The 15,039-nt window shown below is 52.7% G+C and carries 13 protein-coding genes; 8 read left to right on the forward strand and 5 right to left on the reverse strand.

Annotated features, from left to right (window positions below; translation table 11 throughout):
- The first annotated feature begins 15 nt into the window (after positions 1-15).
- From nuoI to elaB, 7 genes are all read left to right on the forward strand, one after another.
- Entirely contained in the window at positions 16-558 is a 543-nt protein-coding gene (gene nuoI / locus AB8809_RS07390; protein ID WP_015840961.1) for an NADH-quinone oxidoreductase subunit NuoI, read from the forward strand.
- Positions 559-567: 9 nt separating this feature from the next.
- Positions 568-1,128 (forward strand): NADH-quinone oxidoreductase subunit J, encoded by a 561-nt coding sequence (nuoJ, locus tag AB8809_RS07395; protein ID WP_015840960.1) that lies wholly within the window; start codon positions 568-570, stop codon positions 1,126-1,128.
- Positions 1,125-1,427, forward strand: coding sequence for an NADH-quinone oxidoreductase subunit NuoK (gene nuoK / locus AB8809_RS07400; protein WP_005969835.1), 303 nt, complete (start codon positions 1,125-1,127; stop codon positions 1,425-1,427). The genes nuoJ and nuoK overlap by 4 nt, the downstream gene beginning before the upstream one ends.
- The gene (gene nuoL / locus AB8809_RS07405; RefSeq protein WP_015840959.1) at positions 1,424-3,271 is read left to right on the forward strand and encodes an NADH-quinone oxidoreductase subunit L; all 1,848 of its coding nucleotides are present in this window, start codon (positions 1,424-1,426) and stop codon (positions 3,269-3,271) included. Before nuoK ends, nuoL begins: the two co-directional genes overlap by 4 nt.
- Before the next feature lie 100 nt (positions 3,272-3,371).
- A complete protein-coding gene (nuoM, locus tag AB8809_RS07410; protein ID WP_015840958.1) occupies positions 3,372-4,907 on the forward strand; it encodes an NADH-quinone oxidoreductase subunit M in 1,536 nt (511 codons plus the stop codon).
- 6 nt (positions 4,908-4,913) lie between these two features.
- A complete protein-coding gene (nuoN, locus tag AB8809_RS07415; RefSeq protein ID WP_349855767.1) occupies positions 4,914-6,371 on the forward strand; it encodes an NADH-quinone oxidoreductase subunit NuoN in 1,458 nt (485 codons plus the stop codon).
- Between the two features lie 224 nt (positions 6,372-6,595).
- Positions 6,596-6,907 carry a stress response protein ElaB gene (gene elaB / locus AB8809_RS07420; protein ID WP_015840956.1) on the forward strand — a complete coding sequence of 104 codons (312 nt, stop codon included), beginning with the start codon at positions 6,596-6,598 and terminating at the stop codon, positions 6,905-6,907.
- A 48-nt stretch (positions 6,908-6,955) separates the two neighbouring features.
- Here the strand turns inward: elaB and treC are convergent, their stop codons facing one another.
- The 4 genes from treC to AB8809_RS07440 all read right to left on the reverse strand — a co-directional run bounded on the left by treC (position 6,956) and on the right by AB8809_RS07440 (position 12,264).
- Positions 6,956-8,647 (reverse strand): alpha,alpha-phosphotrehalase, encoded by a 1,692-nt coding sequence (gene treC / locus AB8809_RS07425; RefSeq protein WP_349855766.1) that lies wholly within the window; start codon positions 8,645-8,647, stop codon positions 6,956-6,958.
- A 29-nt stretch (positions 8,648-8,676) separates the two neighbouring features.
- Positions 8,677-10,095, reverse strand: coding sequence for a PTS trehalose transporter subunit IIBC (gene treB, locus AB8809_RS07430; protein ID WP_349855764.1), 1,419 nt, complete (start codon positions 10,093-10,095; stop codon positions 8,677-8,679).
- Positions 10,096-10,794: 699 nt separating this feature from the next.
- Complete coding sequence (locus AB8809_RS07435; protein ID WP_349855762.1) at positions 10,795-11,355, reverse strand: GNAT family N-acetyltransferase; 561 nt, start codon at positions 11,353-11,355, stop codon at positions 10,795-10,797.
- A gap of 12 nt (positions 11,356-11,367) precedes the next feature.
- A complete protein-coding gene (locus AB8809_RS07440; protein ID WP_181828997.1) occupies positions 11,368-12,264 on the reverse strand; it encodes a PhzF family phenazine biosynthesis protein in 897 nt (298 codons plus the stop codon).
- 117 nt (positions 12,265-12,381) lie between these two features.
- Here AB8809_RS07440 and AB8809_RS07445 point away from each other — a divergent pair, with 117 nt between their 5' ends.
- Positions 12,382-13,974, forward strand: a complete 1,593-nt coding sequence (locus tag AB8809_RS07445; protein WP_349855761.1) for an ABC-F family ATPase — start codon at positions 12,382-12,384, stop codon at positions 13,972-13,974.
- Positions 13,975-14,213: 239 nt separating this feature from the next.
- Here AB8809_RS07445 and AB8809_RS07450 read toward each other — a convergent pair whose 3' ends face one another.
- The gene (locus AB8809_RS07450) at positions 14,214-15,038 is read right to left on the reverse strand and encodes an ABC transporter substrate-binding protein (protein WP_349855890.1); all 825 of its coding nucleotides are present in this window, start codon (positions 15,036-15,038) and stop codon (positions 14,214-14,216) included.
- Between the last annotated feature and the right edge of the window lies 1 nt (position 15,039).

The following is a 15,039-nucleotide window of genomic DNA, read 5'->3' on the forward strand; positions in this document are numbered from 1 at the left end:
AGGGGTGAATAAACCATGACATTGAAAGACTTAGTGGTTGGTTTCGGCACCCAGATACGCAGTATCTGTATGGTGGGTTCGAATGCTTTCAAGAAGCGCGAAACCAGAATGTATCCCGAAGAGCCTGTGAATCCACCGCCGCGTTACCGTGGTCGTATCGTGCTGACGCGCGATCCTGATGGTGAAGAGCGTTGCGTTGCCTGCAACCTGTGTGCGGTGGCCTGTCCGGTCGGCTGTATCTCATTGCAGAAAGCGGAAACCAAAGATGGTCGCTGGTATCCCGAGTTCTTCCGCGTCAACTTCTCACGCTGCATTTTCTGTGGCTTCTGCGAAGAGGCGTGCCCGACAACCGCTATCCAGCTGACGCCGGATTTCGAAATGGGCGATTACAAACGTCAGGATCTGGTGTACGAGAAAGAAGATCTGCTGATATCGGGGCCGGGTAAATATCCGGAATACAATTTCTACCGGATGGCTGGTATGGCAATCGATGGGAAAGACAAAGGCGAAGCGGAAAACGAAGCCAAACCTATTGATGTCAAAGGCCTGTTGCCCTAAGGAGCTAGCATGGAATTCGCTTTTTATACCACAGGTTTGATTGCGATATTGGCGACATTGCGCGTCATTACGCATACCAACCCTGTGCATGCACTGTTGTATATGGTCACTTCGCTTATGGCGATTGCGGGCGTCTTTTTCTCGCTCGGGGCTAATTTTGCCGGTGCGCTGAGTATCATCGTCTATGCGGGCGCCATCATGGTGCTGTTTGTGTTCGTCGTCATGATGCTCAACCTCGGCAACTCCGTGGAAGAACAAGAGCGGAATTGGCTGAAACCCAGCGCTTGGGTTGGGCCTGGCATTCTCTCTCTGGCGCTGCTGGTCATTGTCGTCAATGCAATCCTCAGCCTGAAAGAGCAGGGCATCACTGGCACGCCTGTTGAGGCGAAAGCCGTCGGTATCAGCCTGTTTGGGCCTTATGTTCTGGCCGTTGAATTAGCGTCAATGCTGTTGCTGGCGGGATTGGTTGTCGCTTTCCACATTGGTCGTGAAGATAAACGTGGTGACGTTGTCAGTAAAGAAGGCGCGAACCAGGACGTTGAGAAGAAAATAACGGGGGAACGCGCATGATTCCGTTACAACATGGGTTGATTTTAGCCGCTATCCTGTTTGTTCTAGGGCTGACTGGTCTGTTAATTCGTCGTAACCTGCTGTTTATGTTGATTAGTCTTGAAATTATGATCAACGCTGCCGCGCTGGCATTTGTCGTCGCGGGAAGTTACTGGCAGCAGCCGGATGGTCAGGTGATGTACATTCTGGCGATTACGCTGGCAGCGGCTGAGGCCAGTATTGGTCTGGCGCTGTTGTTACAGATGTATCGTCGTCGTCAGACCCTGAATATTGATACAGTCAGTGAGATGCGCGGATGAACTTACTCTATTTAACAATACTCTTCCCGCTGCTCGGCTTTCTGTTGCTGGCATTTTCCCGTGGTCGCTGGTCGGAAAATACGTCCGCGACCGTCGGTGTTGGCTCGATTGGTCTGGCAGCGTTGGTTACCGCTTGGGTAGTGGTCGATTTTATGGGCCAACAGCACGGCGGCGTCACCTTCTTTAATCAGCATTTGTGGACATGGATGGCCGTGGGTAATTTCGACATCAGCGTAACGCTGACTCTCGATGGTCTTGCGGTGACGATGCTGTCCGTGGTTACGGGCGTCGGCTTCTTTATTCACCTGTTTGCTTCCTGGTACATGCGTGGGGAAGAGGGATATTCTCGTTTCTTCGCCTACACCAACCTGTTTATCGCGAGTATGGTCGTTCTGGTACTGGCAGATAACCTGTTGCTGATGTATCTCGGTTGGGAAGGGGTGGGGCTGTGCAGTTACCTGCTGATCGGTTTCTACTACACCAATCCGAAGAACGGTGCGGCGGCAATGAAGGCTTTCATCGTTACGCGTGTAGGTGACGTCTTCCTGGCTTTTGCTCTGTTCATCCTTTACAAAGAATTGGGTACGCTCAACTTCCGCGAGCTGATGGTATTAGCACCGCAGAAATTGGCTGAAGGTTCACCGGAAATCACCTGGGCTACGCTGATGTTACTGGGTGGTGCGGTCGGTAAATCTGCACAGCTGCCGCTGCAAACCTGGCTGGCGGATGCGATGGCCGGCCCAACGCCGGTCTCTGCACTGATCCACGCCGCTACGATGGTTACCGCGGGTGTCTACCTGATTGCACGTACCAATGGCCTGTTCCTGATGGCACCGGATGTCCTGCATCTGGTGGGTATTGTGGGTGCGGTAACGCTGGTGCTGGCGGGTTTTGCCGCTTTGGTGCAAACCGACATCAAACGCGTGCTGGCCTATTCCACCATGAGCCAGATTGGTTACATGTTCCTGGCGCTGGGCGTTCAGGCATGGGATGCCGCGATTTTCCATCTGATGACGCATGCGTTCTTTAAAGCGCTGCTGTTCCTCTCTTCTGGTTCGGTCATTCTGGCCTGCCACCATGAGCAGAACATCTTCAAGATGGGCGGCCTGCGTAAAACGATTCCGCTGGTTTATGTCTGCTTCCTGGTCGGGGGCGCGGCGCTGGCTGCACTGCCGCTGGTTACCGCAGGCTTCTTCAGTAAAGACGAGATTCTGGCTGGCGCATGGGCCAATGGTCACATCAATCTGATGGTGGCTGGATTGGTCGGTGCCTTCATGACCTCGCTGTATACGTTCCGTATGATTTTCATCGTGTTCCACGGTGAAGAGAAAACCAAAGCGCATGCAGGAAAAGGCATTTCTCACCACTTACCGCTGGTTGTGCTGATGGTTCTGTCCACCTTTATTGGTGCGATGATTGTTCCGCCGTTGCACGGTGTGTTGCCGGCGACGACTGAGCTTGAACACGGCCAGTTAATGACGCTGGAAATTACCTCTGGCGTGGTGGCGATTGCCGGTATTCTGCTTGCTGCTGTGCTGTGGCTGGGTAAACGTCAGGCGGTGAGCAGCATCGCGAAGAGTGCTCCGGGTCGTTTCTTCTCGACCTGGTGGTTCCACGCGTGGGGCTTCGACTGGTTGTACGACCATGTCTTTGTTAAACCGTATCTGGCTATCGCGAAGCTGTTGCAGCGTGATCCGTTAAATGGGCTGATGACCATCCCGGCTACGATTACCCGTTGGGGTAACCGTGGGCTGGCACTTAGTGCGAATGGTCAATTGCGCTGGTACGTTGCTTCTATGGGCTTTGGTGCCGTGCTGGTGCTGGCCTTGTTGCTGCTGGTGTAACGCGGCATCCGGTAACGTATGAAAGGCAGGGCATTCCGCAGAGAGGGATGCCCGCCACGGCAAGTTTTCAGATTTCTTTAATTTAGGGACACAAAACGCCATGCTACTACCTTGGCTAATTCTTCTCCCCTTTATCGGCGGTCTGCTGTGCTGGCAGTTAGAGCGTTTTGGTACGAAAGTACCGCGCTGGATAGCGTTGATTGCAATGGGGCTGACACTCGCACTGTCTCTGCAACTGTGGTTGCAAGGCGGTTACTCACTGACCGCGCCGACAGGCGTGCCACAATGGCAATCCGAGTTTTATGTGCCGTGGATCCCGCGCTTCGGCATCGGTATCCATCTTGCATTGGATGGCCTGTCGCTGCTGATGGTGGTGCTGACGGGGTTGCTGGGCGTGTTGGCAATCCTCTGTTCCTGGAATGAAATTCAGCGCTATCAGGGCTTCTTCCACCTGAACCTGCTGTGGATTCTGGGCGGCGTTATCGGCGTGTTCCTTGCCATCGACATGTTCCTGTTCTTCTTCTTCTGGGAAATGATGCTGGTACCAATGTACTTCCTGATTGCACTGTGGGGGCATAAAGGCTCTGACGGTAAAACCAGAATTACGGCGGCGACCAAGTTCTTCATTTATACCCAGGCAAGTGGCCTGATCATGTTGATTGCGATTCTGGCGCTGGTCTTTGTGCATCACAATGCCACCGGTGTCTGGACGTTCAACTATGAAGACCTGCTGAAGACGCCGATGTCGTATGGTGTTGAATATCTGTTGATGCTGGGCTTCTTCATCGCGTTTGCTGTAAAAATGCCTGTTGTGCCGTTGCACGGCTGGCTACCGGATGCACACAGCCAGGCTCCAACCGCAGGTTCTGTTGACCTGGCGGGGATCCTGTTGAAAACGGCGGCCTACGGTCTGCTGCGTTTCAGCCTGCCGCTGTTCCCGAATGCCTCCCATGCCTTTGCACCGATTGCCATGTGGCTGGGTGTGATTGGTATCTTCTACGGTGCCTGGTTGGCCTTTAAACAGACTGACATCAAACGCCTGATCGCTTACACCTCGGTGTCCCACATGGGCTTCGTCATGATTGCCATCTATTCCGGTAATCAACTGGCTTATCAGGGCGCAGTGATTCAGATGATTGCGCACGGCCTGTCCGCTGCCGGTCTGTTTATTCTGTGCGGTCAACTTTACGAGCGTCTGCATACTCGTGACATGCGTGAAATGGGCGGTCTGTGGGCGCGTTTGAAATACCTGCCAGCGCTGTCTCTGTTCTTTGCTGTCGCGACGCTGGGGATGCCAGGAACGGGCAACTTTGTTGGCGAATTCATGATTCTGTTCGGCAGCTATCAGGTTGTGCCGGTGATTACGGTGATCTCAACCTTCGGTCTGGTATTTGCGTCAGTCTACTCACTGATCATGATGCAGCGTGCTTACTATGGCGCGCCTAAATCTGATGAGCCATTGAAGAGTATGTCGATCCGCGAATTGTCTATCGTGATGCTGTTGGTGGTATTACTGGTGTTGTTAGGGGTTTACCCGCAACCGATTCTGGATACCTCCAGTGCCGCGATGTCAAATATCCAGCAGTGGTTTATGTCGTCTGCTCCAGATTCAATTATTTCAACAACAAGGCCGTAATTCGCCATGACAATAACTCTTCAACAACTAATTGCGCTATCGCCGCTGTTGATCGTCGGATTGACGGTAGTGGTTGTGATGCTGTGCATTGCGTGGCGACGCAACCATTTTGTCAACGCAACCATGACGGTTATCGGTCTGAATATTGCGTTGCTGTCACTGTACTTTGTCGGCCAGGCTGGCCCAACGGACGTGACGCCGCTGCTGCGTGTTGATGGCTTCTCAATGTTCTATACCGGGCTGGTTCTGCTTGCGAGTCTGGCAACCAGTACGTTTGCCTATCCGTGGCTGCAAGGCTACCCAGACAATCGTGATGAGTTCTACCTGCTGGTGCTGATTGCTGCGTTGGGTGGAATCCTGCTGTCAAGCGCCAACCATCTGGCGTCGCTGTTCATCGGGATTGAACTGCTTTCCCTTCCGCTGTTTGGTCTGGTGGGGTATGCCTTCCGTCAGAAACGTTCGCTGGAAGCCAGTATTAAATACATGCTGCTGTCGGCGGCGGCGTCTTCCTTCCTGCTGTTTGGTATGGCGCTGATTTATGCTGAATCGGGCGATATGAGTTTTGCCAGCCTCGGTAAGAGCCTGAGCGATCATCAAATCCATGAACCACTGCTGCTTGCTGGTCTGGGGATGATGATTGTCGGTCTGGGCTTCAAGCTGTCTCTGGTGCCGTTCCAGCTGTGGACGCCTGATGTGTATCAGGGGGCGCCTGCGCCAGTCTCTACCTTCCTGGCTACGGCTGGTAAAATTGCGGTTTTCGGTGCAGTAATGCGTTTGTTCCTGTACGCACCGATGACTGACAGCGAGTCTGTCAGAATCGTGCTGGGCGTTATCGCGTTCGCATCGATCCTGTTCGGTAACGTGATGGCGGTATCGCAAACCAATATCAAACGTCTGCTTGGTTACTCCTCCATCGCGCATCTGGGTTATTTGCTGGTTGCACTGATCGCGGTTCAGAGCCATCAGCTGGCGTTGGAAACTGTCGGCGTGTATCTGGTGGGTTACCTGTTCAGCAGCCTGGGCGCATTCGGTGTGGTTAGCCTGATGTCCAGCCCGTACCGTGGCCCGGATGCTGATTCGCTGTTCTCTTACCGTGGTCTGTTCTGGCATAAGCCGATCCTGTCCGCGGTGATGACGGTGATGATGCTGTCGCTGGCGGGTATCCCGATGACGCTGGGCTTCTTCGGTAAATTCTACGTGCTGGCTGTCGGTGTTAATGCTGAACTATGGTGGTTGACTGGTGCGGTCGTGCTGGGTAGCGCCATTGGTTTGTACTATTACCTGCGCGTGATGGTGAGCCTGTACCTGACAGCGCCTCAACAGCTACAGCGTGATACGCCAAACAATTGGGCCTTAACGGCGGGCGGCGTGGTGGTACTGATCTCCTCCATCGCAGTGCTGTTCTTCGGTTTGTATCCGCAGCCGCTTATCTCTCTGGTACAGTTGGCGCAGCCAATGCTGTAACCTCCGACAAGAGTCGGGTTGAATGACGAAACGCCGTTGATGAGAATCAACGGCGTTTTTTTATCAGCAAAATCACCACGTTCTCGGATGGTAGTGAGGGCAGGCAAAATACGTTTTAGGAATGATCTGGTCTGCTGAAGCCGTAGATGTCAGGAAAAATTGTCTATAGTTAAGAAGGCAACGATTTATAACTAATGACTTTTCATAACAGAAGGAAGTACTTTATGGCGGCAACTAAAAAACAGCCTGAAGAAATTCGTGTCGATGATGATTTAAAACTTCTATCTGAAACGCTGGATGAAGTACTGCGCTATACGGGCGATCAGGCAGACCAAGCCTATGTTGATTTGAAGAAGGGAGCGGAAAAAGCGCTGCTGGAAGTTAAAGCCCGCATTGGCGTAACGGACAGCTATTATGCGCGTGCAAAACAAGTGGCCGATAAAGCCGATATTTATGTGCATGACAAACCTTGGCACGGTATCGGTATTGGCGCCACCGTCGGCCTGGTGCTGGGATTGCTGCTGGCTAAGCGCTAGTTTCTGCCATCATGTAGCGGGATTCCCCGCTACATCCTCCGAAATCCTCTATTCCTGAATCTTATCCTCTTTCTCCTGCATGCCTTGTACCCAATATATGGCTTCAAACGGACGTAGCTCCAGTACTGCGGGTTGAGGTTGAGCATCAGAGTAATTGCTGAATAACAGTCGCCACCGGCGGCCGTGGATATCAATGGGAGGCTGCCAACGCAGAGGCTGTTTACTGAGGTTTGCCAGCACCAGAAGCCGTTGTTCTTCCCAGATACGCTGATAGCACCAGATGCAGGGATGATCCGGCAGCAAATCCTGATAGTCTCCGTATGTCAGTAGTGGTAGCGCTTTACGCATAGCGATAAGCTGTTGATAGGTGTAGAAAACGGACGCTTTATCTGCCAATGCTTGCTTTGCGTTGACGTGGGAAAAGTTTTGACACGGTGCTATCCACGGTGTGCCGGTCGTAAATCCGGCATGGTTACTGGCATCCCATTGCATCGGTGTACGGCCGTTATCGCGTGATTTGCTGGCGAGGATTGCCAAGGTTTGTGCATCTGGCTGACCCCGATCGCGCTGTTCAGCAAATTGATTCAGGCTTTCAATATCCCGGTATTGTTCAATCTGCGTATAGCCGGGATTGGTCATCCCCAGTTCTTCGCCCTGATAGATATAGGGCGTGCCCTGCATGCCGTGAAGCACCATCGCCAGCATTTTGGCGGATTGCACGCGGAATTCGCCTTCATCGCCAAAACGCGACACGATGCGCGGCTGATCGTGGTTACACCAGAACAGCGCATTCCAGGCATGGTTGTGCATACCCTGTTGCCAGTGAGTAAAAATCTGCTTGAGCTGGATGAAATCAGGTTCTGCCAGCGTCCATTTTTCCCCATTGGGATAATCGACTTTCAAATGGTGAAAATTGAACGTCATGGAGAGTTCACTACCGTCCAACGCGGCGTAGCGACGGCAGTGTTCCAGCGAGGTCGATGACATCTCGCCGACGGTCATTAAACCGTGGGGCTGAAAAACATCCCGGCTGAATTCCTGCAAGTAATCATGAATCAATGGCCCATCGGTGTAGAAACGGCGTCCATCGCCCTGAGCGTCTGACGGAAAATTCTGTTGCTTAGAGACCAAATTGATCACATCCAGCCGCAGTCCGTCTACACCTTTGTCCGACCAAAATTCACAGACCTGCTTTAATTCATCCCGTACACGTGGGTGTTCCCAATTCAGGTCAGCCTGTTCTGTGGCGAAAAGGTGCAGGTAATACTGTTTGCTCTCCGCGTGCCATTGCCAGGCTGGGCCGCCAAATTTTGAACGCCAGTTATTGGGTAGCGCACCGTCATTGCCATCACGCCAGATGTAAAAATGTCGGTAGGGACTACGGCGATCCTGTGCGTTCAGGAACCAGTGGTGCTGCGTAGAGGTATGGTTGAACACCATATCCATGACGACACGAATACGACGGCGATGCGCTTCTGCAATCAACGTTTCCATATCGGCCATCGTGCCGTAGGTTGGATCGATGGCACAGTAATCGGCGACGTCATAACCGTTATCAACCTGAGGGGAAAGATAAACCGGGGTCAGCCAGATCGCATCAACGCCCAGCTGTTGCAGGTAATCGAGTCGCGCAGTGATGCCGGCGATGTCGCCAATGCCATTTCCGGTACTGTCCTGAAAGCTCTTCGGGTAGATTTGATAAATTACGCCGTTTTGCCACCAGGGAAGCGAGGTAGTCATGAACAATCCTCCTAATCTATGTGTGGCCGCTATGCGGGATCCAGCGTGCCATTACGGCTCTTACGTTTATAGACCAGCGCCGTCAATACAATCGGAATGATGACGGCAACCAGCGTGGCGAGAGCAAAGATTCCCCAAAACTGTGGCTTGATGGAGAGAATGCCCGGCAACCCACCGACACCGATGCCATTTGCTGTTACGCCGTACAGGCCGCAAATGAGTGCGGCGGCGGCGGAGCCGATCATGGCGCACAGCATCGGAAAGCGGTATTTCAGGTTGATGCCATACATGGCTGGTTCGGTCACGCCAAGAAAGGCGGAAATGGCGGCGGGAACTGAAACTTCGCGTTCGTTGTCTTTTCGGCTGACGAGAATCACTCCAACGACGGCTGCCGCCTGGGCAATGTTGGACAGCGCGATGAGTGGCCAGACCGGCGTGCCGCCCATACTCTGAATCATCTGCATATCAATCGCTAACGTTGTCTGGTGCACGCCCGTGATGACCAACGGTGCATAAAGGAACCCAAACAGCGCGGCGCCAATCGGAGCAAAGCTGCCGGTCATGACGGCTTTCACGGCCCAGGCAACGCCATCGCCAATCATACGGCCAAAGGGGCCAATCAAGGTATGTGCCAGGAAAACGGCCAGAATCAGTGAGGTTACAGGCACGACCACCAGATAGAGGTAATCCGGTACGATTTTCTTCAGCCGAGTTTCAATCAGCGCCAGCGCCATCCCGGCTAGAACGGAAGGGATAACCTGTGCCTGATAGCCTATTTTCTCTATCGTGAACCAGCCAAAATTCCATACCTCGGGCGTTTGCTGCCCGATGAGGTAGGCGTTCATTAACTGTGGCGATACCAGCGTGATACCGAGTACGATGCCGAGGATGGGCGTGCCACCCATTTTGCGTACGGTTGACCAGCAGACCGCAACGGGGAGATAGAAGAAGATGGCTTCGCCCAGCAGCCAGAGGAAATCGTAGACGGTTTGCCAGGTAGGGTAAAGCTGTACCAGCGTTTGCCCGTCACGCATCGGGATATCACCGATCACGTTACGCGCACCGAGGATCAAGCCTCCGCTGATGAGCGCGGGAAGCAGCGGGAAAAAGATCTCAGCGAAATGTGAAATGCTGCGCTCAAACCAGCTCATATTCTGGCGGGCGGCGACTTTGGCCTCTTCCTTATTGATTTCGCCTTTGCCTGTCGTGGCGAGCAGTGCTTTGTAATACTCGTCGACGTCGGTGCCAATCACGACTTGAAACTGTCCTGCGTTGGTAAAGCACCCTTTGACAATACGCATTTCTTCAATGTTTTTTGGATGAGCTTTGGACGAATCGTGCAAGACGAAGCGGAGACGGGTAATACAGTGCGTGACAGCCGCGATGTTCTCGCGTCCACCAACTAGTTCGATCAGACGGTCAATATCCTGTTGCTTAACTTTACTCATAGTCATGTCCTTTTTATACCCGTCATACTTCAAGCTGCCTGTGCGTTGGCTGCTCTTACTCACCCCAGTCACTTACCTGTGTAAGCTCCTGGGGATTCGCTCGGTTGCCGCCTTCATGCAACTCGAATTATTTAGGGTATATCTTTTAGCGCAGACGTCAGGGACGCGAAGCAAGTACAGCTACAGAAAAGCATAGTCTGTTAACGATGATTGTGCTGTGAAAGGAAAACGCATTGGGCTGTTTTTAAAAGAGAATGTTCAGGCATGCGGTGTGCCGCACAGATCTGTGACGTACGGGTAGACAAAAAAGAAAGAGAGATGAATAGGATGTGGGAGCAGGAGAAAAACAAAAGCCGCCTATAGGAGGCGGCTTTAGAGATTGTTTATATCACAATCAGAACGGGCTGATGATTGACCCAATACGTTCACAGTAGCTGACATAAACATCTCCCATTCTTTTAAAGAATTTGCTGATTCTACGAAACATAGTCATTATCAGACTCCTCTAACGGGTTAATTAAGTGTGATGTTCATCACGTTTTTAATGGTAGCGGAGATGAAATTGGATTTCAACATTTTTGTGATGTTAGTCACAAAAATATAACGAGTTGGCAAATAGCGTGCGCCGTAGAGCGAAACGAACCTGATACGCGCCAATAGCGCTGCGCATCAGGTGAGGGAATGCAAGATGAGGCCGTGTCAGGCGGGATAGTGATAAATATTATGATCGAACCATTGCTCACCAATCTGCTCTGCATCTTTCTCCAGGTGATGAAAACGGAAGCCGAGCCGTTGAGCGACGGCGTTGCTGCGTGTGTTGGCGGTTGAGGCTTTGATGACGCAGCGATCAACGAGATTGGCATCGGCATAGGCTGTTATCAGCGTGTTGACGGCCTGAGAAATGATGCCTTTCCCTTCAAATGCTTCGGCGAGCCAGTAGCCGATGACGCCTTCTTTATCCTGAATCGTATTGAAGGAGACGATGCCAGCCAACGCGTCGTCCCAGCGGATAAGATACACGGCAGAGGTTTTGTCAAAGAACGCCTTTCTGTTGTCGCCAATGGTTTCACGCGTGTCATCGACGTTCGTGACGGAGTCTGGCCAGGGTAACGTTCGTCGCAGACGGGCTTTTTCCTGCTGAATCAGGTTGAAGAGCGCATCGGCATCGCATTCTTCCTGTATCGTTAGGCGCAGATGGGGCTGATGACGTAGCTCATACAGTTTGTCTGCAAATAACGGATCGACAACCGACGTTTCCATAAAATCCCTCCCTTACCCTTGCAAGGTACCGTCAACGATCGTGACGCTATGCCCGCCGATCCAAGGTTCATCGTTCAGATAAGTTACGGTAATCCGGCCATCGCAGTGCAGCATCGTGCCCTGTCGTGCCAGGTAACTGAGTGGCGCGGTGACGTTATTGGTCGAGTGCTGCTGGCGAAGCAGCGCTGCCAGACAGGCGTTGGCACTGCCAGTAACCGGATCTTCTTTGAGATGGCCACGTTCAATATAGAATGCGCGAACTTCGTAATCGGCTGGCGTCGCGTTATCGTGCGGGCCGTAGATGGCGATGCCGTTAGTCTGACTAAGGTTTTGCACGGCTGAGAGCGCGTCTGCATCGGGTGTGATGTTCAGACAGGTGTCGGCGCTGTCTACACGAATCACCAGCCAGCGAATTCCCATATGTACTGCGGTGGGCGGGTAGCGGTTATCGATAGCAGCATTATCAGAACCAGTAATGCCAAGCGTTTTTTCCAGCAGTGGCATATGCTCGTCACCGAACGGAACCATGGTGGCCTGCGGTGCGTGAAAAGCCAGACTGCCATCGTCATGAATATTGATCGGAACTAAGCCAACGCCGCACTGTTGCACTAACTGACCTGGGGATTTCGGGCGCAATCCTTCTTCCAGCAGGGCATGCGCGGTGCCTAGCGTCGGGTGTCCGGCAAAGGGCATTTCCGATTCTGGCGTAAAAATGCGCACGTGGTAATCTGCCAGAGGATCGGTAGCTGGCAGGACAAACGTGGTTTCTGACAGGTTTGTCCAACGCGCGATATTCTGCATTTGCGCATCGGTTAACCCATTTGCTTCCAGAATGACGGCAAGCGGATTGCCCTTGAAAGGCTGCTGGGTAAAAACGTCGACCTGTTTGAAACGACGTACTATCGGCATCGCATTTCTCTCCTGTATGCGCTATCGCTTAAATATTACTCAAAACTAACCGCGATCCTATCGCGCGCTTGTGGCATAATGCGCGCCAAATCACATTCCGACTCGAGTATAAGTGCTGTGTTAAGTACCAACAATATCACCATGCAGTTCGGCAGCAAGCCGTTGTTTGAAAACATTTCCGTTAAATTTGGCGGCGGCAACCGTTACGGTTTGATTGGCGCAAATGGCTGCGGTAAATCCACATTCATGAAGATTCTCGGTGGCGATCTGGTGCCGAGTGGCGGTAACGTCTTCCTCGATCCTAATGAGCGCCTGGGTAAACTGCGTCAGGATCAGTTCGCTTTTGAAAAATACAGCGTGCTGGATACCGTCATCATGGGCCACGGGGAACTGTGGGCGGTAAAAGAAGAGCGCGATCGCATCTACTCATTGGCTGAAATGAGCGAAGAGGACGGCTACAAAGTTGCCGATCTGGAAGTGCAATACGGTGAGATGGATGGCTACAGCGCAGAATCTCGTGCCGGCGAACTGTTACTGGGCGTTGGGATTCCGGTTGAGCAACACTATGGTTTGATGAGTGAGATTGCTCCCGGCTGGAAATTGCGTGTCCTGCTGGCGCAGGCGCTGTTTGCCGATCCCGATATCCTGCTGCTCGACGAACCGACCAACAACCTGGATATCGATACGATCCGCTGGCTGGAGCAGGTGCTGAACGAGCGTAACAGCACCATGATCATCATTTCGCATGACCGTCACTTCCTGAACATGGTTTGTACGCACATGGCGGATCTGGACTACGGCGAACTGCGTATTTATCCCGGTAACTACGATGAATACATGACGGCTGCGACGCAGGCTCGCGAGCGTTTACTGGCCGATAACGCCAAGAAGAAAGCGCAAATTTCCGAACTGCAATCGTTCGTCAGCCGCTTTAGCGCCAACGCCTCTAAATCCAAACAGGCGACATCGCGTGCGCGTCAGATTGATAAAATTCAGTTGGATGAAGTGAAAGCGTCCAGCCGCCAAAACCCGTTTATCCGTTTTGATCAGGATAAGAAACTGTTCCGTAATGCGCTGGAAGTGGAAGCGTTGAGCAAAGGTTTTGATAACGGCCCGCTGTTTAGCAAGCTGGGTCTGATGATCGAAGTCGGTGAGAAAGTGGCGATCCTGGGTACCAACGGTATTGGTAAATCGACGCTGTTGAAAACGCTGGTCGGCGATCTTCAGCCAGATAGCGGCACCGTGAAGTGGTCAGAAAATGCCAAAATTGGCTACTACGCGCAGGATCACGAATATGAATTCGATGAGACGCTGACGGTGTTTGACTGGATGAGCCAGTGGAAGCAGGAAAAAGATGACGAGCAGGCGGTACGCAGCGTGCTGGGTCGTTTGCTGTTCAGCCAAGATGATATCAAGAAGAAAGTGAAGGTGTTATCCGGTGGTGAAAAAGGCCGCATGCTGTTTGGTAAGCTGATGATGCAACGTCCGAATATTCTGGTGATGGATGAACCGACCAACCACCTGGATATGGAATCCATTGAATCGCTGAACATGGCGCTAGAGATGTACGAAGGGACGCTGCTGTTCGTTTCTCATGACCGTGAGTTCGTTAGCTCGTTGGCGACCCGTATTCTGGAAATTACGCCAAATAAAGTGAACGATTTCACCGGCAACTATGAAAATTACCTGCGCAGTCAGGGTATTCAGTAAGCGTTGTATTACGGCCTCATTATTGAGGCCGTTAATCCCCGTCATACTTCAAGCTGCATGTGCGTTGGCAATACTCGGCTCATCACTGAGCCTCGCCCTGAAGGGCCGCCGCAAGCGGCGTTCAAATCGGCTAAGCCGACTTGTCCTCGCTCACCTCAGTCACTTACTGATGTAAGCTCCTGAGGATTCACTGTGTCGCCGCCTTCCTGCAACTCGAATTATCTAGGGGATATATTCGTTTAGTCAGGATAGAAGCCGCGATTCAGCGCTTCAACCGCTTCGACAACGCGCGGCCCCATTCCCAGTAAAATCGCCTGATCGAGTGCGATAATACGTTGGTTTTTCCAGGCTGCGGTTTGCGTCAGTCCCGGTACTGCCGCCAGCGCTTCCACACCGTTTTCCACACTTTGTTTGGTCACCACCACCACCTCTGGATTTGCCGCAATCATTGCCTCGCCGCCGTAAATACGATACTGGCTATGCGTAGCAACATTTTCCCCGCCCGCCAGCGCGATCAGGCTATCCACCACGGTATTTTTCCCCGCGACCTGCGCCGCGCTGCTGCCGACACTCAGCAAAAACACGACGCTGACGCGATCCTTTCGCGTCGCCAGCCGCTCTGATACCGCATTGAGCTGCTGAGAGAGACGCGTGGCCAGCTGTTCGGCAGCCTCAGAACGATTGAGCAGTGTGCCAGCCTGACGAATATTGCTAAACAGCTGCGCTGGCGTACTGGGCGTGCGGGTAAAACGGGCGACCGTTACGCCCGCCTGCTCTAGCTGGTTAAGCACCTGCGGCGGGTTGGCATCCTGCCAGGTCATCAATAACGTGGGGTGCAGTGACAAAATCCCTTCGCTCGTCAACTGCTGCCAGTTGCTGACCTTCGGTAGCGTTACCGTTTGTGGCGGGTAAGTGGTGGTCTGATCGACACCCACTACCGTATTGCCTGCGCCAAGTGCATAAACGATTTCCACCAGCGAACCGCCGGCAATCACCACGCGCGGTTCGGCCGCGCTGGTGAAGGAAGACAGCCCGAAGAGCATTAACGCGATAAACGCCTTCATC

Source organism: Pectobacterium aroidearum (assembly GCF_041228105.1).
GTDB lineage: Bacteria > Pseudomonadota > Gammaproteobacteria > Enterobacterales > Enterobacteriaceae > Pectobacterium > Pectobacterium aroidearum.